The sequence below is a fragment of the Streptomyces sp. RP5T genome, from assembly GCF_003933965.1.
Classification (GTDB): domain Bacteria; phylum Actinomycetota; class Actinomycetes; order Streptomycetales; family Streptomycetaceae; genus Streptomyces.
This window is the reverse complement of sequence record NZ_RSAJ01000059.1, coordinates 1-25700: the sequence shown is the minus strand read 5'-3', so window position 1 is coordinate 25700 and position 25700 is coordinate 1. Positions and strand designations below refer to the sequence as shown.

Here is a 25700-nt window from a genome sequence, read left to right as displayed (position 1 = left end):
TTCTTCCTCTCGGGGGCGGTGCAGGGGGAGCCAGTGGGTGGCGTATGTCACCGCGTCCGTTACCGGGAACAGCCTGGTGTCGGCCGCGCCCGCCCGTCCCCGTACGACCACGCCGGTGTCCCGTTCGAAGTCGTACCCCAGTTCGTCGAAGCGGTCCGAGGTGATCGAGACCTCCGTGACCACCTCCCAGCCGTCCGGGCCCGGGCGGCCGACCTTCACCAGGGGACCGGGGACGCGGTACTCGGCGAGATGGAAGCTGGTGCAGGTGTCGTAGCCCGCGCCGAGGAGCAGCACGCGCGCGTGGAGGGCCTCCAGGCGGGCCAGCGGGCTCCGTTCGCCCAGGCGGCAGTCGGGGGCGTGGCCGTCCAGGACGTCACGCGCGCGTGGGCCGATCGCCGCGAAGGAGGTCTGCGGGTGCGCGCTCCGCACGGCGCCGGGCCAGGTGCGGACGGTCTCCGGGATCACGCCGACCCCGCGCGAGGGCGTGACGAGGGGGTCGTAGGCGGGCATGGTCGCCCGGATCGTGTCCCACCACTCCTCGGGTACCGGGGGATTGCTCCACACCGCCGGGTCCGAGAGGTCGCCGGTCTGGGTGGGGACCACGAGGGTGCCGTCCGGGCCGAGGGCGTCCAGAATCCCCTGGACCACCGCGACCGGGCCTCCGCAGACCCAGCCGAGGGAGCTGAGCGAGGAGTGCACGAGCAGGATCTCGCCGCGTGCGACCCCCAGCTCGCGCAGCTGCCCGGCGAGGGAGTCGCGAGTGACAAGTGGGCCGGTGGGAGGTGGTATCGGCATGGTTCGCGAGTGTCCCCGACGAAGCCGCCGAAAGCCACCGGTTTGATCGATCAAAGATCGTTTCCCCAGGTCAGGTTAGGTGTGCCTAAGTGACGCAGGGCACCGTCCGCCGGAACGGACGCGGCTTGCCCGCTCCTGAGGAATTACGCAACAATGGCGTTGTGAAAAACGTCGGCGAGGCTCGGGAGACCCCCACGGGGGCCCCTCAGGAGGAGCTCGCGACCGGTGAGCGGTCCACCCGCAACCGCGTCGCGCGATCCATCCTGGACCACGGCCCGTCGACCGTCGCCGAGCTGGCCGGGCGGCTGGGGCTGACCCAGGCGGCCGTACGCCGTCATCTGGACGCGCTGGTCGCCGACGAGGTCGTGGAGGCGCGGGAGCAGCGGGTGTACGGCGCGCGCACGCGCGGTCGGCCCGCCAAGGTCTTCGCGCTCACCGACTGCGGCCGGGACGCCTTCGACCAGTCGTACGACAAGCTCGCCGCGGACGCCCTGCGCTTCATCCAGGAGCGGTTCGGCGGGGACGAGGCCGTCGTCGCCTTCGCACGCGCGAGGATCGCCGAGCAGGCCGGTGCCTACCGCGCGGCCGTCGAGGCCGCCGCCCCCGAGGAGCGCACCGAAGCCCTGGCCAAGGCCCTGAGCGCGGACGGGTACGCTGCTACGGCGCGCAGCGCACCGGTCGGCGAGCAGCTCTGCCAGCACCACTGCCCGGTGGCCCATGTCGCGGAGAAGTTCCCCCAGCTCTGTGAGGCGGAGACCGAGTTCTTCTCCCAGCTGCTGGGAACCCATGTCCAGCGACTGGCGACCATCGCGCACGGCGACGGCGTCTGCACGACGTTCATCCCCAAGATTTCCCACACCACTCATCACGCATCTGCAAGCACGGCCGGGAGGAACCCCGCATGACTCTCCCCACGGAGACTGCCCACCCCGAGCTCGAGGGCCTGGGCAAGTACGAATACGGCTGGGCCGACTCCGACACGGCCGGCGCTTCCGCGCGGCGCGGTATCAACGAGGACGTCGTCCGCGACATCTCCGCGAAGAAGAACGAGCCGGAGTGGATGACCAAGCTCCGCCTCAAGGGTCTGCGCCTGTTCGACAAGAAGCCCATGCCGAACTGGGGCTCGGACCTCTCCGGCATCGACTTCGACAACATCAAGTACTTCGTGCGCTCCACGGAGAAGCAGGCGGAGTCCTGGGAGGACCTGCCCGAGGACATCAAGAACACGTACGACAAGCTCGGCATCCCCGAGGCGGAGAAGCAGCGCCTCGTCGCCGGTGTCGCGGCCCAGTACGAGTCCGAGGTCGTCTACCACCAGATCCGCGAGGACCTGGAGGAGCAGGGCGTCATCTTCCTGGACACCGACACCGCTCTGAAGGAGCACCCGGAGCTCTTCAAGGAGTACTTCGGCACCGTCATCCCGGTCGGTGACAACAAGTTCGCGTCGCTGAACACCGCGGTGTGGTCCGGCGGTTCCTTCATCTACGTGCCGAAGGGCGTGCACGTGGAGATCCCGCTCCAGGCCTACTTCCGGATCAACACCGAGAACATGGGCCAGTTCGAGCGGACGCTGATCATCGTCGACGAGGACGCCTACGTCCACTACGTCGAGGGTTGTACGGCCCCGATCTACAAGTCGGACTCCCTGCACTCCGCGGTCGTCGAGATCATCGTCAAGAAGGGCGCCCGCTGCCGTTACACGACCATCCAGAACTGGTCGAACAACGTCTACAACCTGGTCACCAAGCGCGCCGTGGCGTACGAGGGCGCGACCATGGAGTGGATCGACGGCAACATCGGCTCCAAGGTCACCATGAAGTACCCGGCCGTCTACCTGATGGGCGAGCACGCCAAGGGCGAGACCCTGTCCATCGCCTTCGCGGGCGAGGGCCAGCACCAGGACGCCGGCTCCAAGATGGTCCACATGGCGCCGAACACCTCCTCCAACATCGTCTCCAAGTCGGTGGCGCGCGGCGGCGGTCGTACGTCCTACCGCGGTCTCGTCGAGATCGGCGAGGGCGCCCACGGCTCCAAGTCGAACGTGCTGTGCGACGCGCTGCTCGTCGACACCATCTCCCGCTCCGACACGTACCCCTACGTGGACGTCCGCGAGGACGACGTGTCCATGGGCCACGAGGCGACCGTCTCCAAGGTCTCCGAGGACCAGCTCTTCTACCTGATGAGCCGTGGTCTGAGTGAGTTCGAGGCGATGGCGATGATCGTGCGCGGCTTCGTCGAGCCCATCGCGAAGGAGCTGCCGATGGAGTACGCGCTGGAACTCAACCGGCTGATCGAGCTCCAGATGGAAGGCGCGGTCGGCTGAGCGATCGCCGTCCATCCAGTCACTTACGTAGGAAGAGAGCAGACCGACAGCCATGGCTGAGGCTCAGAACATCCCGGTGGGCAGCACGACCGCCGGCCAGATCGCGGTGGCCGCCGAGTCGACCGTCGCCACGCGCATGAGCGCGCCCCCGTCCTTCGACGTCGCGGACTTCCCGGTCCCGCACGGCCGCGAGGAGGAGTGGCGGTTCACCCCGCTGGAGCGCCTGCGCGGGCTGCACGACGGCACCGCGGTCGCCAGCGGCGAGGGCGTGAAGGTCGACGTGCAGGCCCCCGAGGGCGTCATCGTCGAGACCGTCGGCCGCGACGACGCGCGCCTCGGCAAGGCGGGCACCCCGGTGGACCGCGTCGCCGCCCAGGCGTACTCGGCGTTCGAGAAGGCCGGCGTGGTCACCGTCCCCAAGGAGACGGTCCTCACCGAGCCGATCCGCATCGCCGTGCACGGCGAGGGCGGTACCCGCTTCGGCCACCAGGTCATCGAGCTGGGAGCCTTCGCCGAGGCCGTCGTCGTCATCGACCACACCGGTGACGCGGTGCTCGCCGCCAACGTCGACTACATCCTGGGCGACGGCGCCAAGCTGACCGTCGTCTCCGTCCAGGACTGGGACGACACGGCCGTCCACGTCGCCCAGCACAACGCGCTGATCGGCCGGGACGCGTCCTTCAAGTCGGTCGTGGTCACCTTCGGCGGCGATCTCGTACGGCTGCACCCGCGCGTCGCCTACGCCGGCACCGGCGGCGAGGCCGAGCTGTTCGGGCTGTACTTCACGGACCAGGGCCAGCACCAGGAGCACCGCCTCCTGGTCGACCACAACACCCCGCACTGCAAGTCCAACGTCGTCTACAAGGGAGCGCTCCAGGGCGACGCGGCGCACGCCGTGTGGATCGGTGACGTGCTCATCGAGGCCAAGGCCGAGGGCACCGACACGTACGAGATGAACCGGAACCTCGTCCTCACCGACGGCGCCCGGGTCGACTCCGTGCCGAACCTGGAGATCGAGACCGGCGAGATCGTCGGCGCCGGACACGCCTCGGCGACCGGCCGCTTCGACGACGAGCAGCTCTTCTACCTGATGGCCCGCGGCATCCCGGCCGACGAGGCCCGGCGTCTGGTGGTCCGCGGCTTCTTCGCCGAGCTGGTCCAGCAGATCGGTGTCGCCGACATCGAGGAGCGCCTGCTCGTGAAGATCGACGAGGAGCTGGAGGCCACCGTCTGATGGCCTACGTACGCGCCTGCGGGCTGAGCGAGCTGGAGGAGGACACCCCGAAGCGGGTGGAACTCGACGGCACGCCCGTCTCGGTCGTGCGGACCGGGGGGGAGGTGTTCGCCATCCACGACATCTGCTCCCACGCCAACGTCTCGCTCTCCGAGGGCGAGGTGGAGGACTGCCAGATCGAGTGCTGGCTGCACGGCTCCAGCTTCGACCTGCGCACCGGCAAACCGTCCGGCCTTCCCGCGACCCGCCCCGTCCCCGTATACCCCGTAAAGATCGAAGGGGACGACGTGCTCGTCTCCCTCACCCAGGAGTCCTGAGGCACCCATGGCAACGCTTGAAATCCGAGACCTGCACGTCACCGTCGAGGCCGACAACGCCACGAAGGAGATCCTCAAGGGTGTCGACCTGACCGTGAAGCAGGGCGAGACGCACGCCATCATGGGCCCCAACGGCTCCGGCAAGTCGACGCTCGCCTACTCCCTCGCGGGTCACCCGAAGTACACGATCACCGGCGGCTCCGTCACCCTCGACGGTGAGGACGTCCTGGAGATGGAGGTCGACGAGCGCGCCCGCGCCGGCCTGTTCCTCGCGATGCAGTACCCGGTCGAGATCCCGGGTGTCTCCGTGTCGAACTTCCTCCGCACCTCCGCCACCGCCGTCCGCGGCGAGGCCCCCAAGCTGCGCACCTGGGTGAAGGAGGTCAAGGAGACCATGGAGCGTCTCCACATGGACCCGTCCTTCGCCGAGCGCAACGTCAACGAGGGCTTCTCCGGCGGTGAGAAGAAGCGCCACGAGATCCTTCAGCTGGAGCTCCTCAAGCCGAAGATCGCGATCCTCGACGAGACCGACTCCGGCCTCGACGTCGACGCCCTTCGCGTGGTCTCCGAGGGCGTCAACCGTGTCCGCGAGACCGGCGAGGTCGGCACCCTGCTGATCACGCACTACACGCGCATCCTGCGCTACATCAAGCCCGACTACGTCCACGTCTTCTCCGGCGGCCGCATCGTCGAGTCCGGCGGCGCCGAGCTCGCCGACAAGCTGGAGAACGAGGGCTACGAGGCCTATGCGAAGCACGACGGAGTCGACACGAAGGGTGGCGCATCCGAGTGACACAGCTGCCGGGCCTCCTCGACACAGAGGCGATCCGCAAGGACTTCCCGATCCTGGACCGCCTGGTCCACGACGACCGGAAGCTCGTCTACCTGGACAACGCGGCGACCTCGCAGAAGCCGCGCCAGGTGCTGGACGCCCTGAGCGAGTACTACGAGCGCTACAACGCCAACGTCCACCGCGGTGTGCATGTGCTCGCCGAGGAGGCCACGGCGCTGTACGAGGGTGCGCGCGACAAGGTCGCCGAGTTCATCAACGCGCCCTCGCGCAACGAGGTGATCTTCACCAAGAACGCCTCCGAGTCGCTCAACCTCGTGGCGAACATGCTGGGCTGGGCCGACGAGCCCTACCGCGTGGACTCCGAGACCGAGATCGTCATCACGGAGATGGAGCACCACTCCAACATCGTGCCGTGGCAGCTGCTCGCGCAGCGCACGGGCGCGAAGCTGAAGTGGTTCGGGCTGACCGACGACGGCCGCCTCGACCTCTCCAACATCGACGAGATCATCACCGAGAAGACGAAGATCGTGTCTTTCGTGCTGGTCTCCAACATCCTGGGCACGGTCAACCCGGTCGAGGCGATCGTCCGCCGCGCGCAGGAGGTCGGCGCGCTGGTCTGCATCGACGCCTCCCAGGCCGCCCCGCACATGCCGGTGGACGTGCAGGCGCTCCAGGCCGACTTCGTGGCCTTCACCGGTCACAAGATGTGCGGTCCGACGGGCATCGGCGTGCTCTGGGGCCGGCAGGAACTCCTGGAGGACCTGCCCCCGTTCCTCGGCGGCGGCGAGATGATCGAGACCGTGTCGATGCACTCGTCGACGTACGCCCCGGCACCGCACAAGTTCGAGGCGGGCACGCCCCCGGTCGCGCAGGCCGTGGGCCTGGGCGCGGCGATCGACTATCTCCAGTCGATCGGCATGGACCGGATCCTCGCCCACGAGCACGCGCTGACCGAGTACGCGGTCCAGCGCCTGGCGGAGGTCCCCGACCTCAGGATCATCGGCCCGACCACGGCCGAGGACCGGGGCGCGGCGATCTCCTTCACGCTGGGCGACATCCACCCGCACGACGTGGGCCAGGTCCTCGACGAGCAGGGCATCGCGGTCCGTGTCGGCCACCACTGCGCGCGGCCGGTCTGCCTCAGGTACGGAATTCCCGCGACCACGCGAGCGTCGTTCTATCTGTACTCCACTCCGGCCGAGATCGACGCACTGGTCGAGGGCCTGGAGCACGTACGGAACTTCTTCGGCTGACGGGAACGGGCTATCGCATGAAGCTGGACTCGATGTACCAGGAAGTCATCCTGGACCACTACAAGCACCCGCACGGGCGTGGTCTGAGGGATGGCGACGCCGAGGTGCACCACGTGAACCCGACGTGCGGCGACGAGATCACCCTCCGCGTGAAGTACGACGGCACGAGGATCGAGGACGTCTCCTACGAGGGCCAGGGCTGTTCGATCAGCCAGGCCAGCGCGTCCGTGCTGAACGATCTGCTGGTGGGCAAGGACCTGGCGGACGCGCAGCGGATCCAGGAGACCTTCCTGGAGCTGATGCAGTCGAAGGGCAGGATCGAGCCCGACGACGCGATGGAGGAGGTGCTGGAGGACGCGGTCGCGTTCGCCGGTGTCTCCAAGTACCCGGCCCGGGTCAAGTGCGCCCTCCTCAGCTGGATGGCGTGGAAGGACGCGACGGCCCAGGCGCTGGACGCCGGAGCCGACGCCGAAAGGAAGACGGCATGAGCGAGACCGTTGAGATGAAGCCGGCCTCGGAGGAGGAGATCCGCGAGGCGCTGTACGACGTCGTCGACCCCGAACTGGGCATCGACGTCGTCAACCTCGGCCTGATCTACGGCATCCACGTCGACGACGCGAATATCGCGACCCTCGACATGACCCTGACCTCGGCGGCCTGTCCGCTGACGGACGTCATCGAGGACCAGGCCAAGTCCGCCACGGACGGCCTCGTCAGCGAACTCCGCATCAACTGGGTGTGGATGCCGCCGTGGGGTCCGGACAAGATCACGGACGACGGACGCGAGCAGCTCCGGGCGCTCGGGTTCAACGTCTGAGGGACGTGGACACGCGAGAGCGGCGGCACCTTTCGGGTGCCGCCGCTCTCGCGTGTCCGGGCGCGGTTCAGGCCAGTCCGCCCACCAGCTGGAACGACGAGTCCGACAGGTACTGCGAGCTGTACTCGAAGCGCTCCAGACGGATGACGAAGTTCTTGTGGCGGAGGAAGTAGCCGGGGTAGTTCACCGACTCCAGCATCGTCGCGCCGGAGTAGGCGGCGTCCCGGGGGCAGAACGTGGCGTCCTGCTTGAACAGGGACGAGCCGTCGTTGCGGTCGGCCCGCAGGACGAAGGAACGGTGGCGCAGGTACCTGCCATCGTGGGTGGTGAACGAGTAACAGGAGCTGTCGGCCAGGCCCTTGACCTGCTTGAAGGTGGCGTCCTCGCGGAACTCCGAGCCGCCGGCCGGGTCCAGGCCCACATAGCCGTCGTCCACGTGCCAGTAGCGATCGGGGAAGTTGACCGAGCGGAACGACCGGTAGACCACGGCCGGCTTCGGCTTCGGCTTGGGTGAACTTCCCTTGGACGCCGTGGACTTGGGCGGCTTCGGGGTCTCCGTGACGGCGACCGTGGGATCGATTCCCTGCTGCCGGGGGCTTCGGGGCGTGGGGGAGACCGACGAGAGCCCGCTGTCCCCCTGCGGGGCGACGGTGGTCGCGGGCTGCGAGGAGAAGGAGATCAATCCGGCCCCCTCGTCCCGCGCGGTCTTCGCCGGCTGGTCGACCTCGTTGTCCGTGGCGGATATCGCCGCCACGCAGGCGACGACCGTGGCCACGGCCAGGGCCCCGGCGAGATAGAGCCGTCGGGTGCCGGGTGTGCGGGTGGTGTCCAGCGTCCAGCCGTTCTCCCAGGGGCGGTCCTGGGGCGGCCGGGACTTGTCTTCGGGCATGCGCTGTTCCTCCGGCGCGGCGCGGGGCGACGTGCCGCTGCTGTGGTGGCGCGGTATGTGAAAGGTGAAACACAAGTGGTTCCGGGGGAACACTAGTGGTTACCGGTGGTCCCGAGCAGCCCTTTGAAGCGGCCGGTTTCCGCATTCCCCGCTCAGCAGGCCCTCGGCCGCGCCGAGTTGGGCGTCGGGAGTGGTGATGTGCTCACCTCTGCCCGCCTTGTCCCGTACATGCTCACGAACGGACCGCCGTTATGTACGCTCGTACACATGGGATACCTGCTGCTCGCCGGAGCCATCGCCGCCGAGGTCGGAGCGACCACGGCCATGAAGTACACCGAGGGCTTCAGCAGGCTCGGGCCCTCGCTGCTGACCGTGCTCGGATACGTCCTCTCCTTCGCGCTGCTCGCCCAGACGCTCAAGACGGTCTCGGTCGGCACCGCCTACGCGATCTGGGCCGGGGTGGGCACCGCCGCCATCGCGACCATCGGGATGGTCTTCCTCGGGGAGGGCATGACGGTCACCAAGGCCGCCGGGATCGCGCTGATCATCGTGGGCGTCGTGGTCCTGAACCTGGGCGGGGCGCACTGATGGCCCGGCGGCACGACCCCGAGCGCCGGCAGCGGATCATCGACGCGGCCATCCGGGTCGTGGGGGAGAAGGGCCTCGCGGGGCTCAGCCACCGCAGCGCCGCCGCCGAGGCCGACGTACCGCTCGGGTCGACGACGTACCACTTCAAGAGCCTCGACGAGCTGATGGTCGCCGCGCTGCGCCAGGCCAGCGAGGGCTTCGCCAAGGCGGTCGCCGAGCACGGCGCCCTGGACGGCCCCGGCGGTGACCTGGCCGCCGACCTCGCCCGCGTCCTCGGACACTGGCTCGGCGGCGACCGCACCGGCGTCGAGCTGGAGTACGAGCTCTACCTCGCAGCGCTGCGCCGCCCCGCCCTGCGCCCCGTCGCCGCCGAATGGGCCGACGAGCTCGCCGAGGGCCTCACCCGCCGCACGGACCGGGTCACGGCACGGGCGCTGGTCGCGCTGATGGACGGGATCTGTCTCCAGGTGCTGCTGACGGGCGCGCCCTACGACGAGGACTACGCGCGGGAGGTGCTGGGGCGGGTGATCCCGGAGGGGAGGTAGGCGAGGCGCCGAGGGCGTTGCGCCCGGTCGGCGTGCGCACCCTGCCCGGGCCCGCACCGCGTGGTGGCGCGGGTCGCCCACCACCTGGGACGCCTCCGCACCGGGTTAGTGTCCCGCGCCCTGTGTTGTGGGGGGAGCGCGGGTGGCTCGCCACCCGGGGTGTCCGGCGCATTGGTTCGTGTCCCGCGCCCCGCGCCTCGCACCGAGTGGTGGTGCGGGGCGCCCACCACCCGAGACGCCCCGCGCACGGGTTCGCGTCCCGCGCCCCGCGCCGGTTAGGTTTCCCTCATGACCGACACGACTGCTCCGCGCACCACCGGCGCCATCGCCGCAGGCCTCGCCACCGTCGCCGCCGACGGCACCGTTCTCGACACCTGGTTCCCCGCTCCCGAGCTCTCCGCCGAGCCCGGCCCGGCCGGCACCGAGCGGCTCCCGGCCGACAGGGCCGTCGAACTGCTCGGCGAAGGCGCCGCCAAGGCGATCGGTCCGGACGCCCGCCGTGGCGTCGAGGTGATCGCGGTCCGCACGGTCATCGCCTCCCTCGACGACAAGCCGCTCGACACGCACGACGCCTACCTGCGGCTGCACCTGCTCTCGCACCGCCTGGTCCAGCCGCACGACCAGAGCCTGGACGGCATCTTCGGCCTCCTGCCCAACGTCGCCTGGACCTCCCTCGGCCCGGTCGCCGTCGACGACATCGAGAAGGTGCGCCTCAACGCCCGCGCCGAGGGACTGCACCTCGCCGTGACGAGCGTCGACAAGTTCCCGCGCATGACGGACTACGTCGCCCCCAAGGGCGTCCGCATCGCCGACGCCGACCGGGTCCGCCTCGGCGCGCACCTCGCCGCGGGCACCACCGTGATGCACGAGGGCTTCGTCAACTTCAACGCGGGCACGCTCGGCACGTCGATGGTCGAGGGCCGGATCTCCGCCGGTGTCGTGGTCGGCGACGGCTCCGACATCGGCGGCGGCGCCTCCACCATGGGCACGCTCTCCGGCGGTGGCAACGTCCGCATCACCATCGGCGAGCGCTGCCTGATCGGCGCCGAGGCGGGTGTCGGCATCGCGCTCGGCGACGAGTGCGTCGTCGAGGCCGGTCTCTACGTCACCGCCGGCACCCGGGTCACCATGCCCGACGGGCAGATCGTCAAGGCCCGCGAACTGAGCGGCGCCTCGAACATCCTCTACCGCCGCAACTCGGTCACCGGCACCGTCGAGGCCCGCCCGAACAACGCGGTCTGGGGCGGCCTCAACGACGTCCTGCACAGCCACAACTGACCCGCCGGCGTGGCGAAGTCGCCGTAGAGGAAGTGCTTCCTCTACGGCGACTTTTTTCGTGGTGGTGGCATAGCGGCGGGCCGCCACGCGCGTCACAAGGGACGGAGGGGCGGCGCACAGGTGCCGCCAGGGGAAGAGAAGGTGACGATGGATGCCGAAGGGCTGGAGAGTTTCCGGGACTTCGTGGACAGCAGATCGTCCGCCCTGCTGAGGACCGCCGTGCTGCTGTGCGGGGGAGACCGGCACGCCGGTGAGGACCTGTTGCAGAACGCCCTGGCCAGGACGGCCGGCCGATGGCACAAGATCGACGAGCCCGAGGCCTACGTACGGCAGGTCCTCTACCGCCAGCAGGTCAGCCGCTGGCGGCTCAAGTGGCCGCGGCGCGAGGTCAGCGTCGCCGAGCCGCCCGAACCACCGGGCCCGGGCGCCCCCGGCACCGACACCGCCGCCGCGGCCGAACTGCGCCTGGTGATGCGCCAGGCCCTGTCCCGGCTCACCGCACGCCAGCGCACCGTGCTGGTGCTGCGCTACTTCGAGGACCTGCCCGAGGCCGACGTGGCCCGGCTGCTGGGCTGCTCGGTCGGCACCGTGCGGTCCACCACCCACCGCGCACTGGCCCGGCTGCGCCAACTCGCCCCCGAACTGGCCGAGCTCGGCCTCGCGGAGGCGGAGCGGTCCGGCGCCCGCGACTACTCGCCCGTGGAGGTGCGTCCGTGAACGTCGACGACATCGTGCGCGACGCCCTGCGTGAGCAGGCCGCCGAACAGCCCCCGGCGACAACGGGGTTCGCCGACCGGGTGCTGGCCGTCCGGCGCCGCCGGCGTACCCGGAGGATCACGGCCGCAGCCGTGACCGTGGCTGCCGTGCTCGCCGTCGGGGTGGCGGTGCCGCTGCTGGACTCCGGCAAGAAGGACGTGCGGCCCGCGGGGGGCGGCATCGTGGTGGAGAAGAAGATCAGGGCCCACCCCGACCAGTCACCGCCACGAGACGAGATCTCCGTCGGGGGCACGACCATGGTGGGGTACTCCGTCTCGGACACGGTCGAGGAGAGCGCGGACAGCGCCGTCGTGCAGCGCACCTACCACCTGCTGGACCCGAAGAGCGGCAAGTACACCAAGGCCGCGGAGTGGTCCTGGGTCGCCGTCGCCCCCGGCGGGAAGACAGCGGCCGTCCTCGAACGGAACCTGCCCGCCTCGCGGATCGGCCTGCTCGATCTGACCACCGGCAAGGTCGAGCGGTGGATCCAGGTCGATCACGGTGTCGGCGGGCTCGTCTTCTCCCGCGACGGCCGCAAGCTGGTCGCTACGACGTACAGCCAGAACCCCGACCGGCTGGTCAAGGTGGAGGGTGACCCCGAGTGGAGCCAGCCTCGGGAATCGAGCCGCACCGGTTACTTCGTCCTCGACGTGGCCTCCGGGGACGGCGCCTGGACCGAGATCAAGCTTGGGAAGGACTCCGTCAACCCCGTGGGCCGCAGCATGGTCAACGGCCGCCAGGACTTCTCTCTCACCGACGACGGCAGGTACGTCTGGGAGGGCCGCCCCATGGAACCGGGCTACGTGTTCTACGACCTCTCGGGCAAGAAGGTCCCCGTGCCGGCGGGTTACCGGTACCTGTCGTGGTTCGTCGAGGCGGGCAGGTCGCCCGACGGCACGCTCATGGCCGGTGACTTCGCGGGCGAGAAGTGGAAGACGTCCTCGTACGTCCTCGACGCCGAGACCGGTGCGCACACCGAGGAGCGCGGCCAGCAACTGCTCGCCTGGGTGGGCAACAAGCAGCTGATCGCCTGGGACATCGGCAAGAACGACAAGAACGAGTACCACAACCGGCTCGTCCTGGTCACCCTCGGCAGCGACAAGGAGGTCCCGCTCAGCGGCTTCCGGGCGGGCAACGACGGTGACGCCGCGCGCTGGGAGCCGCTCTTCGCCCAGCCCTGATCAGGCGGCCACGAGGCGTTCGTACTCCGCCAGCAGCCCGTCGGCCGCCTCCCGGTCGGCGGGCCGCAGCGGGGCGCGGACCGGGCCCGCGGGCAGACCGAGCGCGTGCAGGAGGGCCTTGGCAGTGACCGTGCCGGGCAGGCCCGCCGACATCATCGCCTCGATCAGCGGCGTGGCCCGTTGTTGGAGGCGGGCGGACACGGGGGTGTCGCCCGCCTCGAACGTGTCGAGGATCGCCCGGAGCCTGTCCGGGACCACGTTGGCCACCGTGCTGACGTATCCCGTCGCACCCACCGCGTACAGGGCGAGGATGTGCTCGTCGCACCCCGCGTAGTACGCCAACTCCGTGCGGTGCAGGACCTTCTGGGTGCCCAGGAGGTCGTAGGAGCAGTCCTTGACCGCGACGATCCGAGGATGGTCGGCGAGCCGGATCATCGTCTCCGGTTCGATGCGGGTGCCGGTGCGGCCCGGGATGTCGTAGAGCATGACGGGCAGTCCGCAGGCGTCCGCGATCTCACGGAAGTGTTCCTCCAACGCGTCCTGCGGCGGCCTGCTGTAGTACGGGCTGACCACCAACACCCCGTCCGCGCCCGCCTTTTCGGCGGCGAGGGCCAGCTCCACGGTGTGCCGGGTGTCGAAGGTGCCCACCCCGGCCACGACCGTGGCCCGCGGACCGACCGCCTCCCGCACCGCCCGCACGAGCGCGGACTTCTCCGCGTCCGTCGTGGTCGGCGACTCGCCCGTCGTGCCGGACAGGACGAGCCCGTCGCAGCCCTGCGCCACCAGGTGGTCGGCGAGTGTCTGCGCGCCGTCGAGATCCAGGGCACCGGACGCGTCGAAGGGCGTGATCATGGCACAGAGGGCGCGGCCGAAGGGCGGGGCGGTGGTCGTCATGTGCGTAGTCTCGGCGAGCCGACCGTGAAGCTCCACTTAATTCTCCTACGGTGTATCGGTAAGGGATGCTGCGACGATGTCCTATGTCCAAAACGGGCCCGTATGGGTCACCATGGTCAGGACGGTGCACGACCACTGGTCCTGGAGGCGTCATGAAGCTCGGCAAGGCACTCGCCACCGGAGTCGCGGAAGAGCGGCCGGAGGTCCACGAGGAGGAGCTCGAGCTCCCCGAGGAGATCGCGGAACTGAAGGCTCCCGAAGAGGTCCCGGCGGCCCGATGAGGCTGCGGCTTCCGGAGGAACGCCCTGCGGAGCCGCCGACCGGATACAAGATCGCCCACCCGGTGCTGTCCCAGGACGGCACCCGGGCCGGGTTCATCGGTGTCTCGCTCGGCGGTGCGCTGCCGTACGGCGTCCTGGCCGACGCGTCCTGCGTCTACGGCCTGCGGCACCGGGCACCGAGCCGCCGCTGCGACTGCGGCTTCCACTGCGTGCACGACCGCGCGGCGGCCGAGGCGCTGCTGTGCACGGCCGAGCACCGCACGGCCGTCCTCCTCGACGTCCTGGTCCTCGGCCGCTACCTGCGCTTCGAACTCGGCTTCCGCTACGCCCGCCAGCGGGTGCGGACCGCCACCGTGAGCCCCTGCGCCTGCGGCACGGTCGCCTCGGCCCTCGCCGACGCCGGCTGGGGCCGGCCCGGCTGGCGGGCCCTGGCTCCCTCCTGCGCGGCCTGCCTGCGCGGACGTACGGCCCTCTCGCTCGCCGGATTCGCCCGGCTGGCCGGTGACGGGCTACGGGTGGTGGCACAGCCCGCCGCCGCCCTCGCGCCGGGCGACCCCGGGCTGCCCGAGGAGCTCGGGGTGCCCGAACTCGCCGCGGAGGCGGCCCTGCTGCAGGCGAGGCTCGACTGGTTCCAGAGCCAGTTGGCCCGCCTCGGACAGCGCGGCCCCGACGACGGTCCCCAGGTGGGGTAGCCGGGGCCGGGCCGGGTACCCGGGTGTTCCGACCGAGAGGAGGCGGAACACCGTGACCGGAACCACGGCCCCCAGGCCGGCGCACGACGAACATCACTCGGTGGGCGAACTCGTCGGACAGGCCACCGAACAGGTCTCCAGGCTGGTGCGGCAGGAAGTCGCACTCGCGAAGGAGGAGCTGGCCGAGAAGGGCCGGCGGGCCGGGAAGGGCGGCGGGCTGCTCGGCGCGGCCGGCGCCTTCGCCTACGCGGGACTGCTCGCCCTGGCCGGAACGGCCACCGCCGCGCTCTCACTGGTGCTGTCGGTGTGGGCCTCGGCACTGATCGTGACGGCGGTGCTGTTCGTGATCGCAGGGGTGCTGGCCGCCCTCGGCCGCTCCCAGCTGCGTCGTGCCACACCCCCGACGCCCGAGGAGGCCCTCGGCAGCGTCAAGGCGGACGTCGAGGAGATCAGGGAAAGGGCGCACCGATGACGGACAGGACGGGAAGCGAGCCCCCCGTGACGGGGGCCAAGGGGCCCGAGGAACTGCGGCAGCAGATCGAGCAGACGCGCAGCGAACTCGGCGACACGGTTGAGGAGTTGGCAGGAAAGATGGACGTGAAGGGCCGCGCACGGGCCCGTGCGGCAGACCTCAGGGACAAGGCGGGCGCGATGACCGTCCAGCTGCGCAGCAGCGCGGCGCAGGCCGGTCACACCGTGCACGACAAGGCCACGCAGGCCGGGCATCTGGTCCAGGACCGGGCCACCCAGGCCGGCCACAAGGTGCAGGACCGGACGCAGCGGGCGGGTCGTCTCACCCAGGGCAAGGCCTCGGAGACGAGTGCGGCGCTGGAGCGCAGGGCGGAGCACAGCGTGCCGCAGCCGGCCCGGCCCCTGGTCCTGGCGGCGATACGGCATCCGCGGCCGGTGCTGATCGTCGGCGTGGCGCTGGCCGCGATCGTCGTCGTGTCCTGGCGGTACCCGAAGAAGTAGGCCGCGGTACCCGGAGTACGTGGGCGGCACCCGGAAGCACGGGTGCCGCCCACGTCCGTGCGTGCGGGTGCGCGCCGGACGGCCGCCGCGGTGGCTCACTTCCCGCGGGACGCCCGCAGCCGTGGCGGCCACTTCCGGGTGTCCCGGGGCTCGACATACGGCTCCTCCGTCGGCTCGGCCGTGCCGGAGACGATCGCCCGCTCCCGGGCCAGTTCCGCGTCGAACTCCAGGCCCAGCAGGATCGCCAGGTTCGTCAGCCAGAGCCACACCAGGAACACGATGGCCCCGGCGAGGGTGCCGTACGTCTTGTCGTACGAGCCGAAGTTGGCCGCGTAGAGGGCGAAGCCCCCGGAGGCGGCGAGCCAGACCAGGGTGGCGAGCACACTGCCGGGGGAGATCCAACGGAAGCCGCGGCCACGGACGTTGGGGGCGGCCCAGTACAGCAGCCCGATCATCATGACGACCAGGAACAGCAGCACCGGCCACTTGGCCACGCCCCAGAGCGCGATCGCCGCGTCACCGAACCCCACGGCCCTGCCCGCGCGCTCTGCCAGCGAACCCGTGAACACCACGATCAGCGCGCTCACCGCCAGCATCAGCATCAGCGTCACGGTCAGTGCCAGCCGCAGCGGTGTCAGCTTCCACACCGGGCGCCCCTCGGGAAGGTCGTAGACCGCGTTGGACGTGCGGATGAACGCGGCCACGTAACCGGAGGCGGACCACAGCGCGGCGAGCAGTCCGAGGACCGCCAGGACGCTGCCCGTGCCGCCGCTGTCGCCGAGCTGGACCACCGCGTCCCGCAGGATGTCCCGGGCCGGACCCGGCGCGAGGTCCCCGATGTTGTCCAGGATCCGGTCCGTGGCGCGCTGCCCCACCACGCCCAGCAGGGAGGCCGGCACCAGCAGGGCGGGAAACAGCGACAGGACGCCGTAGTACGTCAACGCCGCCGCGCGATCGGCGAGTTCGTCGTCCAGCTACTCCTTCCCCGTGCGCCGCAGTGCCGCACGCCATGATCGCGCGGGCAACTGGCAGGGGCTGCTGGGCTGCTCGCCGGCCTGCTCGTCCATGTCCTGGCGGGTCTCCCGAAACCCCCTTCCGAACCGCCGACTTGACCTGAATCGCGGTTGAGGTCGGAGAGTGGCGGACGAAGGCAGCGATCAGCGATCCGAGGAGGCCGCGCGCATGACCCGCCGTACCGACACCCATCCCGACCTCACCCGGCCCGAGGTGGGCGCGTCCCTGTTCAGCACCTGGCGGGTGGGCAACCCGCTGCGGCAGCGGCAGACCGTCGACGCCATCGCCGGGGCCTGGGAACGCCGGCCGTGGCCCGCCGACGGGCTGCTCGGCTACCACGTCTACACCGGGCACGACACCGCGAGCCTCCTGCACTACTCGCAGTGGTCCGACGAGCAGGCGTACGAGGCCTTCGCGCGCACCCAGCGGCTGGAGCGCGTAGACGAGATCGACACCGCCGTGCCCCACATCGAGCGGGTGGGGCTCGGCCGCTACCGGCGCTACCGCAGTGTCGTCCGGGAGGGCGACCAGCGGGTTCCGGGCTGCGTGGTGGTCGTGGACATCGAGTTCGAGGGCCCCGACCCGGACCGGCAGCGGGCCTGGGTGGACGCCGTCGTCGACGCACTGGAGAGCGAGCCCGCCCCGCACCCCGGCGGCATCGGCGCCCACTTCCACCTCAGCGCCGACGGCACCCGGGTGCTCAACTACGCCGAGTGGGAGAGCGCCCAGGCCCACCTCGACGCGCTCGCGGCCCCGGGGGACGGGATCGGTTCGGCCTCGGAGCAGTGGGAGCGCGTGCAGACCTGGCCGGGGCTGAAGAGCAGCGTGGTCAGCCGGTACGACCACGCCCTGGGGCTCCTGCCCGGCTGAGCCGACCGTCTGTCCTCTGTCCTCTGTCTTCGAGGTCACCGTCTTCTGTCTTCGGGTTCACCGAAAACTCGAACCGTCTGGACAAAAAAAGTGTTCGGTGAGACGGTGGACCCATGCTGGACGTCACCGTGATCGAGGACCCCGAGGCCGCAGCCGTCTCCCTGGACCCCATACGGGCGAGGCTGCTCGCCGAGCTGGCGGCCGGTCCCGCGTCTGCCGCCATGCTGGCCGGCAAGGTCGGGCTGCCCCGCCAGAAGGTGAACTACCACCTCAAGGCCCTGGAGCAGCACGGCCTGGTCGAGCTCGCGGAAGAGCGCCGCAAGGGCAACGTCACCGAGCGGCTGATGCGGGCGACCGCGGCCTCGTACGTGATCTCGCCGCTCGCCCTCGCCTCCGTGCAGCCCGACCCGGACCGCTTCCGCGACCAGCTCTCCGCGCGCTGGCTGCTGGCGCTGGGCGCCCGTCTCGTGCGGGACGTGGGCCGGCTGATCACCGGAGCCGCGAAGGAGCGCAAGAGGCTCGCGACGTACGCGCTGGACGGCGAGGTGCGTTTCGCCACCGCCGCCGAACGAGCCGCCTTCGTGCAGGAGTTGACGGCCGGCGTCACTGCGCTGATCGGCAAGTACGACGCCCCGGACGCCGACGGCGGCAGGGATCACCGGATCGTGGTGGCCGTCCATCCCACGCTCAAGAAGACCGAGTTGGAGTAGATCATGTCCAAAGAGTTCGAGATCGCGCGCGAGTTCGAGGTCGACGCCACCCCCGAGCAGGTCTGGGAGGCGATCACCACCGGAACCGGCGGCTACCTGTGGCCGATGGAGCCGCCCGAGCCCCGCGTCGGCGGCACCGGCCCCTTCGGGTCCGAGGTCACCGCCTGGGACCCGCCGCACCGCTACACCAACCGCGTCGAGAACGTCGACGGCATCTCCCAGCAGACCCTCAACCAGCTCGACTACACCGTCGAACCCCGCGACGAGGGCCGCCGGGCCTGGGTGCGCTACGTCCACAGCGGGATCTTCGTCGACGACTGGGACAACCAGTACGACGGAGCCGCCAAGCACACCGACTTCTACCTGCACACCCTGCGCGAGTACCTGACCCACTTCGCGCCCCGCCCGGCCGCCTTCGCGACCTTCGACGGACCCGAGGCGTCCAAGGCGCCCGAGGCCCTCGCCGCCGTGGGACGGGCCCTCGGCGTCGGCGAGGACGTGGCCGCGGGCACGCGGGTGACGGTCCACGGCCCGGACACCTTCGAGGCCGTCGTCGACTTCCGCAACCCCTGGTTCATCGGACTGCGCACCGACCGGGGTCTCACCCGGGTCTTCGGGCGCAACCACTGGGGCCACCCGGTCGGCATCTCCCTGCACGACTTCGCCCCCGACTCCGACATCAAGGAGTGCGAGGGCGCGTGGCAGACCTGGCTGAACGGAGTGTTCAACCAGGCCTGACCGGCTGCCGGTTACGGCTTGAAGCGCAGCACCTGCGGGTCGTGGTCGCTGATCTGGTCGTGGAACTCCGAGTTGATGTGCACGCTGTCGTACGCGAGGTCGCAGCCGCGCCGGATCGACGGGCTGACCAGGATCTGGTCCAGGACCTGCTGGTTGCCCTGGTAGTCGTAGGTGTAACGCTCGCTCTTCGGCAGCGACTTGATCGCCGACCAGAGCTCGCCGTCACCCTCCAGGATCTTCGCCGTGTCGGAGAACTCGAAGTCGTTGATGTCACCGAGAGCGACGACGTCCGCGTTCTTCTGGGTGTCGAGGATGTCCTTGACGAAGGCGTTGACCAGGGTCGCCTGCTGGTGGCGCTGGACCTCCGAGCTGCGCGGCGCCGGCTGGGTCGCCGAGGTCAGACCGAAGTCGCCGCCCTTGGAGTTGAAGTGGTTGGCGATCACGAAGACCGTGCGGCCGCGGAAGACGAACTCGCCGGCCAGCGGCTTGCGGCTGGCCTCCCAGGCCGCGTCGGTGGGGGCGATCCGGCCCGGGGAGGCCGTCAGCTGCGCCTTGCCGTGGACCCTGGTGACGCCCACCGCGGTGGTGGCGTCGCCGCCCGCGCGGTCGGTGAAGGAGACCCGCTCGGGGTTGAAGAGGAACACCTGGCGGATGTTGCCGCCCGGCTGGCCGCCGTCGGCGTCGTCGGCCGGGTCGATCGAGCGCCAGTCGTACCGCGGGCCGCCCGCCGCCACGATCGCGTCGATCAGCTTGTTCACCGTGACGTCGGCGGCGGTCGTGCCGTCGTCCTTCGCGCCGGTGTTGTCCTGGATCTCCTCCAGGGACACGATGTCGGGCGACTTCAGGTTGTTCACGATCGCGGAGGCGTGCTCCTCGAAGGTGGCGTCGGACGGGTCGAGGTTCTCGACGTTGTACGTCGCGACCGCGAGCTCCCCGTTCTTCTGCTTCTGCGTGGTCTCCCGCGCCAGACCGGCGCTCTTCAGCGTGCCGATCTCGTTGGCGACCAGGGTGTAGCCGCCGAACTGGTTGTAGTCCAGCGGGCCCGCGGTGGAGCCGGTGAGCACGTCGCCGACGTTCGCGACAGGGAAGGCGGAGGTCGCGCCGAGCGACTGTATCTGCAGCCGGCCGGTGTTCTGCGAACCGTAGGAGCCGTAGAGCGTGCCGCCCCGCCGGGTGGTGTTCTCGCGCGGCTTCACCGTCACCCACAGCTCGGTGTACGGGTCGGTCGCGCCGACCACGCGGGTGTCGGCGACCTGGACGTTCATGCCCTCCAGGGACTCGTAGTAGTCCAGGGCGTACTTCTTCGGCTCCAGCGTCAGGCCGTTGATCGAGTTGCCGGCGGCGGGGTCGCCGGCCGGGACGTACGCGGCCGGCACCGATTTCGCGTCGATCACCGTGGCGGCGGGAACCGCGTTGCCGCTGGAGACGACCGTGACCGTCGGCTTGGTGATCTCGGTCACCGACTGGTTTCCGGACGATGTGCCGCCCGGGACGTACTCCGAGACCGTGCCGGTCACCGTGACGGCGTCACCGACGGCCACCTTCGGGGCGGAGCTGGTGAAGACGAAGACGCCCTCACTGGTGGCCGGGTCGGCATCGGGACTCGGATCCTGGATCCAGAACCCCTTGGAGGAGCCGTACGTGCGCACGCCGGTGACGATTCCGGCCACATCCGTGACCTTCTGACCGGCGTACGGGGACATCCGGGGCGCGCCCTGGATGTCATGGATGCTCACGGCGGCCGCGTGCGCGGGCGAGACGAGGACGACGGTGGAGGCCGCGGAGATCGCGGCGACGGTGAGCGCGGCGAGACGCGCGGACTTCTTGCTCGGCAACGGGGATCCCTCCGGGGACGAACGTAGACGCCGGGACGAGGGTGAACGTGGAACGGTGGGAGCCGCGACCTGTGGGGCGGTGGCGACGCGCGTAGAAATTACAGTGAACAGATGTCCGCCGGATTTCTACGCGCGTCAATCTCCTGCCTGGTCAGCCCAGTTGTCAAGGTTTCAGCCATGTACGGACCCCGTCGGGGAGATGAACCGGGCGGCATGGGTGGATATCCGTCTACGCTGAGCGGCTGAGTGGCACGACGCGTCCGAGGAGAACCAGCCGATGTCAGACAGCTCCCCCCTGCCGCCGGTGCGGCTGCACCCCGAAGCGGAGCTGGCGCGCGACGCCCTGTCCACGCCGCTGCTCGCGCGGGCCGCCCGGCTCGCCCGCTGGGCCGGCGAGGACACGCGGGTCGACGCCGGGGGCGGACTCGTCGAGGAGCAGCTGCCCGCGGCCGCCGCGCACCTCGGACTGACCGGGGACGAGGCCGCGGCCCACGCGAGCGAGGCCTGGCGGGTCGCCGTCGACACCGGACTCGTCGAGATCGTCGACGAGGAGGAGGGCACGGTCGCGACCGGGGAGGACCTGGCCCTGCTGTCCGGCTCCCCGCAGGACGTGCTCGGCGTGTGGCTGACCGCCCTGGAGAAGGCGCTGGCCGACGCGAGCGTGCCGGACCTCGACGACCTGGTCGACGCCATGGACGAGAGCGGCGAGGTCGACTTCGCCTCCCTGGACTGGGACCCGGAGGCCGAGCAGGAGTTCCTCGACGGCGTGCTCGGCAACCTCTACCTCCTCACCGTCAGCGAGGACGGCCCCGGCGACGGACCCGTGCCGCTGCCCGCCCTCGCCGCGTCGATGATCGTGCCGAGCGACATGGGCGAGCCCACCAACGACGTCCTGGAGCAGGTGTCCGACGCGATGATGCGGCTGGACGACCAGTTCCGGATCCTGGAGCCGGTGGGGCTCGTCGAGTACCAGCCGGTCGACGAGGCGCTGATGGCCGACGCCGACGAGGAGCCCGCCGCGGCCGTCGACGAGACCGACGTCTCCCGCTACGGCATGGTCCGCCTGACCCCGCTCGGCCTGTACGGACTGCGGTCGCGGCTGCTGGAGGCGGGCATCCCGGCACCGGCCGTCGGCGACCTCGCCGACAAGGGGGCGGACGCGCTGCTCGACGGGACCGCCGTCTTTCCTCCCTCGGCCGCCCAGGCCGAGACCGAGCAGTGGCTCGACCGGCGCGAACCCCTGGACGCCACGCGGGAGTTGCTGGCGGCGGCCCGGGGGAACGACCCGGGCGCCCCGCTGCGCAGGCTGCGCTGCCAGCAGGCCCTGTCGCTGGTCGGCCCGGTCGCCGAACCGGCGCTGCGGGAGGTCCTCGACGACCCCGAACTGGGAGGACTCGCCCGGGTCTGGCTGGTCGAGCGGGGCTTCGGGGACGTGCCCGCGCCCTCCGAGGACATGGTGTTCTGGCTGACCGTCGACACGGTGGCCGCGCAGCTGGCGGCGGAGGGCAACTCCGAGGAGCTCCAGGGGCTGGTGGAGGGGCTGGCCCAGCAGCACGGCGGCTTCTTCGCGGCGGCCTGGAAGGTCGACCATCCGGCCACGGCGGACGTGCTGGAGGCGATGGGGCGGCTGCACCCCGACAAGAAGGTGGCCAAGGAGGCACGGAAGGCCGCGTTCAAGGCGCGTTCACAGCAGGGGGGCTGAGGTCGTGTCGCGGGTGCGGCGGATCGTGGCTGGTCGCCCCGTCCCCCGCGCCCCTGAAAGCACGCCCGTCAGCCTGTGTTGATTCATCAAAGCTGCTCCGCGGAGTCCTCTCGCAGTTCAACTCGTGTTCAGACATGGGCGAGACGGTTGCGCCGACCCGAGGTCCCCCACCCTCCACGGCGTTCACCCACCGTCTCAGGAGACACCATGTCGCTCACCCGCAGGGACTTTGCCGCGAAGACCGCGCTCACCGGCGCCGGGGTCGCGCTGGCGGGCACCGTCGGCGCCCTCGCCACCGCGCCGAACGCGCTCGCCGCCACCGACGTCGAGAGCGAGGGCGCCGAGTCCGCGGGCGCCCACCACGGCGTCGGCTACGGCCCGCTGATCGCCGACCCCGACGGCCTGCTCGCGCTGCCCGCCGGGTTCTCGTACAAGGTCATCACCTACAGCGGGAAGACCAAGCTGGAGTCGGGCGAGTTCACGCCCTCCAACCACGACGGCACGGCCACCTTCTGCGGTCCCCGCGGTGCGACGCTCCTGGTCAACAACCACGAGCTCAAGGGCCCGCGGGCCAACTGGCCCCACCCCGTGCCGCTCACCGAGGGCCTCGTCTACGACCCCGCCGCCTCCGGTGGCTGCACGGTCGTCGAGGTCCGCCACGGGCATGTCGCCGAGTGGGTCGGCATCGCCGGCACCTCCACCAACTGCGCCGGCGGCACCACCCCGTGGGGCACCTGGCTCACCGGCGAGGAGACCGAGGACAAGGCCGGCCAGAACGGCATGACCAAGGACCACGGCTACATCTTCGAGGTCGACCCCGAGGACCGCCGCGCCAACCGCGACCCCAAGCCCGTCAAGGCGTTCGGCCGGTACGCCCACGAGGCGGTCGTCATCGACCCCAAGCGTGGCCACGCCTACCTGACCGAGGACGCCTCGGGCCCCAACGGCCTGCTCTTCCGCTGGACCCCGCCGACCGGTTTCCACCACGGCCGCGGCAAGCTGCGCACCCTCGCCGACGACGCGGGCGTCCTGCAGGCCTTCAAGTGCTTCGACTCCGGCGGCAAGTTCGTCGACGACCTCTCCCGCGCCACGAAGATCGGCACGGTGTACGGCGTGGACTGGGTGGACGTCCCCGACCGCGACGCGAGGACGACCTCCGTGCGCAAGCAGTTCACCGACGGCCAGGTCACCCGCGCCCGCAAGCTGGAGGGCATGTGGTGGGGTGACGGCGGCGCGTACGTCGTCTCCTCGTACGCCCGTGAGGAGAGCCCCGTCCAGCACGACGGCCAGGTCTGGTTCTACGACCCCAAGCGCCGCACCCTCACGCTCAAGGTCCTCCTCGGCGTGAACCCGGACCCGTCCGCGGACGGCGCCTTCGACGGCCCCGACAACATCACCGTCTCCCCGTACGGCGGCCTCGTCATCGCCGAGGACGGCGAGGGCGTCCAGCACCTGTTCGGCGCCACCGAGAGCGGCCGCACCTACCCCATCGCCCGCAACGAACTCAACATCGGCACCGAAGAGGAGCCCGAGTACAGCGAGTTCACCGGTGTGACCTTCTCGCCCGACGGAAAGACCCTGTACGCCAACATCCAGACCCCGGGAATCATGCTGGCGATCACGGGGCCGTGGAAGCGGCAGCGTCGCTAGAACAAAGGGTCACTCGTCCGGGTGGGCCCGTGCGAATCGGCTGAAGACTTGGCGTGTTGGACATAGCTTTCCGGCATGTCCAAGTTGTGCGAGCAGTGCGGCGTGCCGGTGAGGAATGCGCGTAGGCGCTACTGCAGTAACCGTTGCAGTCTTCAGGGGGCGGCACGACAGAGGGCTGAATCAAACAAGAAGCCCAAGCCTCAGTGTCCTCAGTGTCCTCAGTGTGGAAGTTCCGTCCTGACGCGTGGAGCGGTCCATTGCGGCCGTACCTGCGCCAATGCGACGCGCAGGCAAGCGGCGGAGGCACGTCGTGGAAAACCCACGCCGTGCCTTCACTGCGGAACCACGGAAAGGCACCCCCGCTCCGCCGGTCCGTATTGCTCCTGGGAGTGTTTCAACAACGACCGCTACGAGCGCACGGGCACTTTCGCGCGTTGGCTGGCGGCGTGGCAGGCAGGTGAGGTCAGCGGCACCAGAGAAGACGGCAAGCCGGATTGGGGAGTGCGTCAGGGGCTTGTTCTCCTCAGAGGGCAGCGTTGCGAGAAGTGCGGGTGGGCCGAAGTCAACCCGGCGTCGGGGCGAGTGCCGTTGCATGTGGACCATATTGGCGGTGACCGGACGAAGAACCGTCCGGAGGACGTGCGTCTGCTGTGTCCGAACTGCCACGCCTTGACGCCCAATTACCAACACCTGAACAACCCGCGCGTGCAACCGGTGCGCCGGAAGCAGAGCCGCCGGTATCAGGAGGTCTGGCTCGAAAACCGCGCCGTCGAGGGTTCCCGTGGTGTTGCTTCGGTGCCGGCCGGAGCCCCGTCGGAGGCCGGAGTACGGCCGACTGATCTGTAAGCGGTGTCTGTCTGCAAGTCCTTGTCTGGTTCCTGACTGACATCTAACATTTCAGTTCATGGAAGCCATCCGGCCGCTCGGCCGCACCCTTCTGCGGGACCGTGCCTACGCGTCCATCCGGGACGCCATCGTGGCCGGGGAGATCGAGCCCGGGGCGGTGGTGCGGGACGCCGAGCTCGCCGAACGGCTCGGGCTGTCCCGGGCGCCGGTGCGCGAGGCCTTCGCGCGGCTGGTCGACGAGGGGCTGCTGGAGAGCAAGCCGCAGAGCTACACCCGGGTGACCCAGGTCGTCGCCGCCGAGGTGCGGGACGCCGCCGCCGTGGTCGGGGCCATGCACGAGCTGGTCACGCGGGTCGCGGTGCCCCGGCTGTTCGCGGCCGACATCGAGCTGATGCGCGCGGCCAACACACGGTTCGCGGCCGCCGTCACCGCCGGTGACGTGGACGAGGCCGTGCGCGCCGACGACGACCTGCACGACGTCCTCGTCCGGGTGAGCGGCAACCGCGCGGCCGCCGCCACCGCCGCCCGCTACACCCCCCTGATCCGCCGGCTGGAGCGCAGACGCTTCGGCGAGGGCGGCGCCTGCCGTTCGGCCGGTCTGCACGACCGGCTGATCGAGGCCTGCGCGGCCGGTGACACGGACGAGGCGGTCCGGGTCACGGCAGAGATCTGGCGGGGTCTGGCCGAACTCGCCGACAGCGACTGAACCCACAGCGCCCCACCCCGG

Annotated in this window: 27 protein-coding genes and 1 pseudogene; 23 read left to right on the top strand and 5 right to left on the bottom strand. The window is 70.4% G+C overall.

Annotated elements, in window-relative coordinates:
* Nucleotides 1-795, bottom strand: a 795-nt coding sequence (locus EHS43_RS09480; RefSeq protein WP_148104030.1) for an aminoglycoside N(3)-acetyltransferase, incomplete at its 3' end; no start/stop codon positions are given.
* Nucleotides 796-956: 161 nt separating this feature from the next.
* Here EHS43_RS09480 and EHS43_RS09475 point away from each other — a divergent pair.
* From EHS43_RS09475 to EHS43_RS09440, 8 genes are read left to right on the top strand one after another with little or no spacing between them, the layout of a single operon-like run.
* Nucleotides 957-1700 (top strand): metalloregulator ArsR/SmtB family transcription factor, encoded by a 744-nt coding sequence (locus EHS43_RS09475; protein ID WP_125190080.1) that lies wholly within the window; start codon nucleotides 957-959, stop codon nucleotides 1698-1700.
* Nucleotides 1697-3118, top strand: a complete 1422-nt coding sequence (sufB, locus tag EHS43_RS09470) for a Fe-S cluster assembly protein SufB (protein WP_125190079.1) — start codon at nucleotides 1697-1699, stop codon at nucleotides 3116-3118. The genes EHS43_RS09475 and sufB overlap by 4 nt, the downstream gene beginning before the upstream one ends.
* 52 nt (nucleotides 3119-3170) lie before the next feature.
* On the top strand, nucleotides 3171-4352 hold the full coding sequence (gene sufD, locus EHS43_RS09465) for a Fe-S cluster assembly protein SufD (protein ID WP_125190078.1): 1182 nt from the start codon (nucleotides 3171-3173) through the stop codon (nucleotides 4350-4352).
* Entirely contained in the window at nucleotides 4352-4669 is a 318-nt protein-coding gene (locus EHS43_RS09460; protein WP_125190077.1) for a non-heme iron oxygenase ferredoxin subunit, read from the top strand. The genes sufD and EHS43_RS09460 overlap by 1 nt, the downstream gene beginning before the upstream one ends.
* Nucleotides 4670-4676: 7 nt before the next feature.
* On the top strand, nucleotides 4677-5462 hold the full coding sequence (gene sufC, locus EHS43_RS09455; protein ID WP_125190076.1) for a Fe-S cluster assembly ATPase SufC: 786 nt from the start codon (nucleotides 4677-4679) through the stop codon (nucleotides 5460-5462).
* The gene (locus EHS43_RS09450) at nucleotides 5459-6715 is read left to right on the top strand and encodes a cysteine desulfurase (RefSeq protein WP_125190075.1); all 1257 of its coding nucleotides are present in this window, start codon (nucleotides 5459-5461) and stop codon (nucleotides 6713-6715) included. Before sufC ends, EHS43_RS09450 begins: the two co-directional genes overlap by 4 nt.
* Before the next feature lie 17 nt (nucleotides 6716-6732).
* A complete protein-coding gene (gene sufU, locus EHS43_RS09445) occupies nucleotides 6733-7203 on the top strand; it encodes a Fe-S cluster assembly sulfur transfer protein SufU (RefSeq protein WP_020121462.1) in 471 nt (156 codons plus the stop codon).
* Nucleotides 7200-7532, top strand: a complete 333-nt coding sequence (locus tag EHS43_RS09440; RefSeq protein WP_007381214.1) for a metal-sulfur cluster assembly factor — start codon at nucleotides 7200-7202, stop codon at nucleotides 7530-7532. The genes sufU and EHS43_RS09440 overlap by 4 nt, the downstream gene beginning before the upstream one ends.
* Before the next feature lie 67 nt (nucleotides 7533-7599).
* Here the strand turns inward: EHS43_RS09440 and EHS43_RS09435 are convergent, their stop codons facing one another.
* Nucleotides 7600-8421: an AbfB domain-containing protein gene (locus EHS43_RS09435; protein ID WP_125190074.1), complete on the bottom strand. Its 822-nt coding sequence runs from the start codon at nucleotides 8419-8421 to the stop codon at nucleotides 7600-7602.
* Between the two features lie 267 nt (nucleotides 8422-8688).
* Here EHS43_RS09435 and EHS43_RS09430 point away from each other — a divergent pair, with 267 nt between their 5' ends.
* The 5 genes from EHS43_RS09430 to EHS43_RS09410 all read left to right on the top strand — a co-directional run bounded on the left by EHS43_RS09430 (nucleotide 8689) and on the right by EHS43_RS09410 (nucleotide 12769).
* Nucleotides 8689-9009 (top strand): multidrug efflux SMR transporter, encoded by a 321-nt coding sequence (locus EHS43_RS09430; RefSeq protein WP_125190073.1) that lies wholly within the window; start codon nucleotides 8689-8691, stop codon nucleotides 9007-9009.
* Entirely contained in the window at nucleotides 9009-9554 is a 546-nt protein-coding gene (locus EHS43_RS09425) for a TetR/AcrR family transcriptional regulator (protein WP_125190072.1), read from the top strand. The genes EHS43_RS09430 and EHS43_RS09425 overlap by 1 nt, the downstream gene beginning before the upstream one ends.
* A gap of 288 nt (nucleotides 9555-9842) precedes the next feature.
* Nucleotides 9843-10832 (top strand): 2,3,4,5-tetrahydropyridine-2,6-dicarboxylate N-succinyltransferase, encoded by a 990-nt coding sequence (gene dapD / locus EHS43_RS09420; RefSeq protein WP_125190071.1) that lies wholly within the window; start codon nucleotides 9843-9845, stop codon nucleotides 10830-10832.
* 147 nt (nucleotides 10833-10979) lie between these two features.
* Nucleotides 10980-11549 (top strand): SigE family RNA polymerase sigma factor, encoded by a 570-nt coding sequence (locus tag EHS43_RS09415; protein ID WP_125190070.1) that lies wholly within the window; start codon nucleotides 10980-10982, stop codon nucleotides 11547-11549.
* On the top strand, nucleotides 11546-12769 hold the full coding sequence (locus EHS43_RS09410; RefSeq protein WP_125190069.1) for a WD40 repeat domain-containing protein: 1224 nt from the start codon (nucleotides 11546-11548) through the stop codon (nucleotides 12767-12769). Before EHS43_RS09415 ends, EHS43_RS09410 begins: the two co-directional genes overlap by 4 nt.
* On the opposite strand, the gene dapA is transcribed toward EHS43_RS09410, so the two are convergent.
* Entirely contained in the window at nucleotides 12770-13663 is an 894-nt protein-coding gene (gene dapA / locus EHS43_RS09405) for a 4-hydroxy-tetrahydrodipicolinate synthase (RefSeq protein WP_185806180.1), read from the bottom strand.
* Nucleotides 13664-13815: 152 nt separating this feature from the next.
* Here dapA and EHS43_RS47545 point away from each other — a divergent pair, with 152 nt between their 5' ends.
* The 4 genes from EHS43_RS47545 to EHS43_RS09390 are packed head-to-tail and all read left to right on the top strand — an operon-like array spanning nucleotide 13816 to nucleotide 15608.
* Entirely contained in the window at nucleotides 13816-13944 is a 129-nt protein-coding gene (locus tag EHS43_RS47545; RefSeq protein ID WP_260470453.1) for a hypothetical protein, read from the top strand.
* Nucleotides 13941-14636, top strand: a complete 696-nt coding sequence (locus tag EHS43_RS09400) for a hypothetical protein (RefSeq protein ID WP_125190067.1) — start codon at nucleotides 13941-13943, stop codon at nucleotides 14634-14636. Before EHS43_RS47545 ends, EHS43_RS09400 begins: the two co-directional genes overlap by 4 nt.
* A 52-nt stretch (nucleotides 14637-14688) precedes the next feature.
* Entirely contained in the window at nucleotides 14689-15108 is a 420-nt protein-coding gene (locus tag EHS43_RS09395; RefSeq protein ID WP_125190066.1) for a phage holin family protein, read from the top strand.
* On the top strand, nucleotides 15105-15608 hold the full coding sequence (locus tag EHS43_RS09390) for a DUF3618 domain-containing protein (protein ID WP_125190065.1): 504 nt from the start codon (nucleotides 15105-15107) through the stop codon (nucleotides 15606-15608). The genes EHS43_RS09395 and EHS43_RS09390 overlap by 4 nt, the downstream gene beginning before the upstream one ends.
* A 95-nt stretch (nucleotides 15609-15703) precedes the next feature.
* Here the strand turns inward: EHS43_RS09390 and EHS43_RS09385 are convergent.
* Nucleotides 15704-16675, bottom strand: a pseudogene (locus EHS43_RS09385) (YihY/virulence factor BrkB family protein).
* Between the two features lie 115 nt (nucleotides 16676-16790).
* On the opposite strand from EHS43_RS09385, the gene EHS43_RS09380 reads away from it, so the two are divergent.
* From EHS43_RS09380 to EHS43_RS09370, 3 genes are all read left to right on the top strand, one after another.
* On the top strand, nucleotides 16791-17492 hold the full coding sequence (locus tag EHS43_RS09380; RefSeq protein WP_125190064.1) for an antibiotic biosynthesis monooxygenase: 702 nt from the start codon (nucleotides 16791-16793) through the stop codon (nucleotides 17490-17492).
* A gap of 113 nt (nucleotides 17493-17605) precedes the next feature.
* The gene (locus EHS43_RS09375) at nucleotides 17606-18202 is read left to right on the top strand and encodes a helix-turn-helix domain-containing protein (RefSeq protein WP_125190063.1); all 597 of its coding nucleotides are present in this window, start codon (nucleotides 17606-17608) and stop codon (nucleotides 18200-18202) included.
* A gap of 3 nt (nucleotides 18203-18205) precedes the next feature.
* Complete coding sequence (locus EHS43_RS09370; RefSeq protein ID WP_125190062.1) at nucleotides 18206-18940, top strand: SRPBCC domain-containing protein; 735 nt, start codon at nucleotides 18206-18208, stop codon at nucleotides 18938-18940.
* Nucleotides 18941-18951: 11 nt separating this feature from the next.
* On the opposite strand, the gene EHS43_RS09365 is transcribed toward EHS43_RS09370, so the two are convergent.
* Complete coding sequence (locus EHS43_RS09365; protein ID WP_125190061.1) at nucleotides 18952-20775, bottom strand: endonuclease/exonuclease/phosphatase family protein; 1824 nt, start codon at nucleotides 20773-20775, stop codon at nucleotides 18952-18954.
* A gap of 277 nt (nucleotides 20776-21052) precedes the next feature.
* Here EHS43_RS09365 and EHS43_RS09360 point away from each other — a divergent pair, with 277 nt between their 5' ends.
* The 3 genes from EHS43_RS09360 (at nucleotide 21053) to EHS43_RS09350 (ending at nucleotide 25679) form a co-directional block, all read left to right on the top strand.
* Complete coding sequence (locus EHS43_RS09360; protein WP_125190060.1) at nucleotides 21053-22477, top strand: hypothetical protein; 1425 nt, start codon at nucleotides 21053-21055, stop codon at nucleotides 22475-22477.
* A 207-nt stretch (nucleotides 22478-22684) separates the two neighbouring features.
* Nucleotides 22685-24127, top strand: a complete 1443-nt coding sequence (locus EHS43_RS09355; RefSeq protein WP_125190059.1) for an alkaline phosphatase PhoX — start codon at nucleotides 22685-22687, stop codon at nucleotides 24125-24127.
* Between the two features lie 904 nt (nucleotides 24128-25031).
* On the top strand, nucleotides 25032-25679 hold the full coding sequence (locus EHS43_RS09350) for a GntR family transcriptional regulator (RefSeq protein WP_125190058.1): 648 nt from the start codon (nucleotides 25032-25034) through the stop codon (nucleotides 25677-25679).
* Nucleotides 25680-25700: the final 21 nt, after the last annotated feature.

Excerpts from the sequence above, each read along its gene's own strand:
- sufB (WP_125190079.1), top strand. The coding sequence starts at position 1,697 with ATGACTCTCCCCACGGAGACTGCCCACCCCGAGCTCGAGGGCCTGGGC.
- sufD (WP_125190078.1), top strand. The coding sequence starts at position 3,171 with ATGGCTGAGGCTCAGAACATCCCGGTGGGCAGCACGACCGCCGGCCAG.
- EHS43_RS09460 (WP_125190077.1), top strand. The coding sequence starts at position 4,352 with ATGGCCTACGTACGCGCCTGCGGGCTGAGCGAGCTGGAGGAGGACACC.
- sufC (WP_125190076.1), top strand. The coding sequence starts at position 4,677 with ATGGCAACGCTTGAAATCCGAGACCTGCACGTCACCGTCGAGGCCGAC.
- sufU (WP_020121462.1), top strand. The coding sequence starts at position 6,733 with ATGAAGCTGGACTCGATGTACCAGGAAGTCATCCTGGACCACTACAAG.
- EHS43_RS09440 (WP_007381214.1), top strand. The coding sequence starts at position 7,200 with ATGAGCGAGACCGTTGAGATGAAGCCGGCCTCGGAGGAGGAGATCCGC.
- EHS43_RS09435 (WP_125190074.1), bottom strand. The coding sequence starts at position 8,421 with ATGCCCGAAGACAAGTCCCGGCCGCCCCAGGACCGCCCCTGGGAGAAC.
- EHS43_RS09430 (WP_125190073.1), top strand. The coding sequence starts at position 8,689 with ATGGGATACCTGCTGCTCGCCGGAGCCATCGCCGCCGAGGTCGGAGCG.
- EHS43_RS09425 (WP_125190072.1), top strand. The coding sequence starts at position 9,009 with ATGGCCCGGCGGCACGACCCCGAGCGCCGGCAGCGGATCATCGACGCG.
- dapD (WP_125190071.1), top strand. The coding sequence starts at position 9,843 with ATGACCGACACGACTGCTCCGCGCACCACCGGCGCCATCGCCGCAGGC.
- EHS43_RS09415 (WP_125190070.1), top strand. The coding sequence starts at position 10,980 with ATGGATGCCGAAGGGCTGGAGAGTTTCCGGGACTTCGTGGACAGCAGA.
- dapA (WP_185806180.1), bottom strand. The coding sequence starts at position 13,663 with ATGACGACCACCGCCCCGCCCTTCGGCCGCGCCCTCTGTGCCATGATC.
- EHS43_RS47545 (WP_260470453.1), top strand. The coding sequence starts at position 13,816 with ATGAAGCTCGGCAAGGCACTCGCCACCGGAGTCGCGGAAGAGCGGCCG.
- EHS43_RS09400 (WP_125190067.1), top strand. The coding sequence starts at position 13,941 with ATGAGGCTGCGGCTTCCGGAGGAACGCCCTGCGGAGCCGCCGACCGGA.
- EHS43_RS09390 (WP_125190065.1), top strand. The coding sequence starts at position 15,105 with ATGACGGACAGGACGGGAAGCGAGCCCCCCGTGACGGGGGCCAAGGGG.
- EHS43_RS09380 (WP_125190064.1), top strand. The coding sequence starts at position 16,791 with ATGACCCGCCGTACCGACACCCATCCCGACCTCACCCGGCCCGAGGTG.
- EHS43_RS09375 (WP_125190063.1), top strand. The coding sequence starts at position 17,606 with ATGCTGGACGTCACCGTGATCGAGGACCCCGAGGCCGCAGCCGTCTCC.
- EHS43_RS09370 (WP_125190062.1), top strand. The coding sequence starts at position 18,206 with ATGTCCAAAGAGTTCGAGATCGCGCGCGAGTTCGAGGTCGACGCCACC.
- EHS43_RS09360 (WP_125190060.1), top strand. The coding sequence starts at position 21,053 with ATGTCAGACAGCTCCCCCCTGCCGCCGGTGCGGCTGCACCCCGAAGCG.
- EHS43_RS09355 (WP_125190059.1), top strand. The coding sequence starts at position 22,685 with ATGTCGCTCACCCGCAGGGACTTTGCCGCGAAGACCGCGCTCACCGGC.
- EHS43_RS09350 (WP_125190058.1), top strand. The coding sequence starts at position 25,032 with ATGGAAGCCATCCGGCCGCTCGGCCGCACCCTTCTGCGGGACCGTGCC.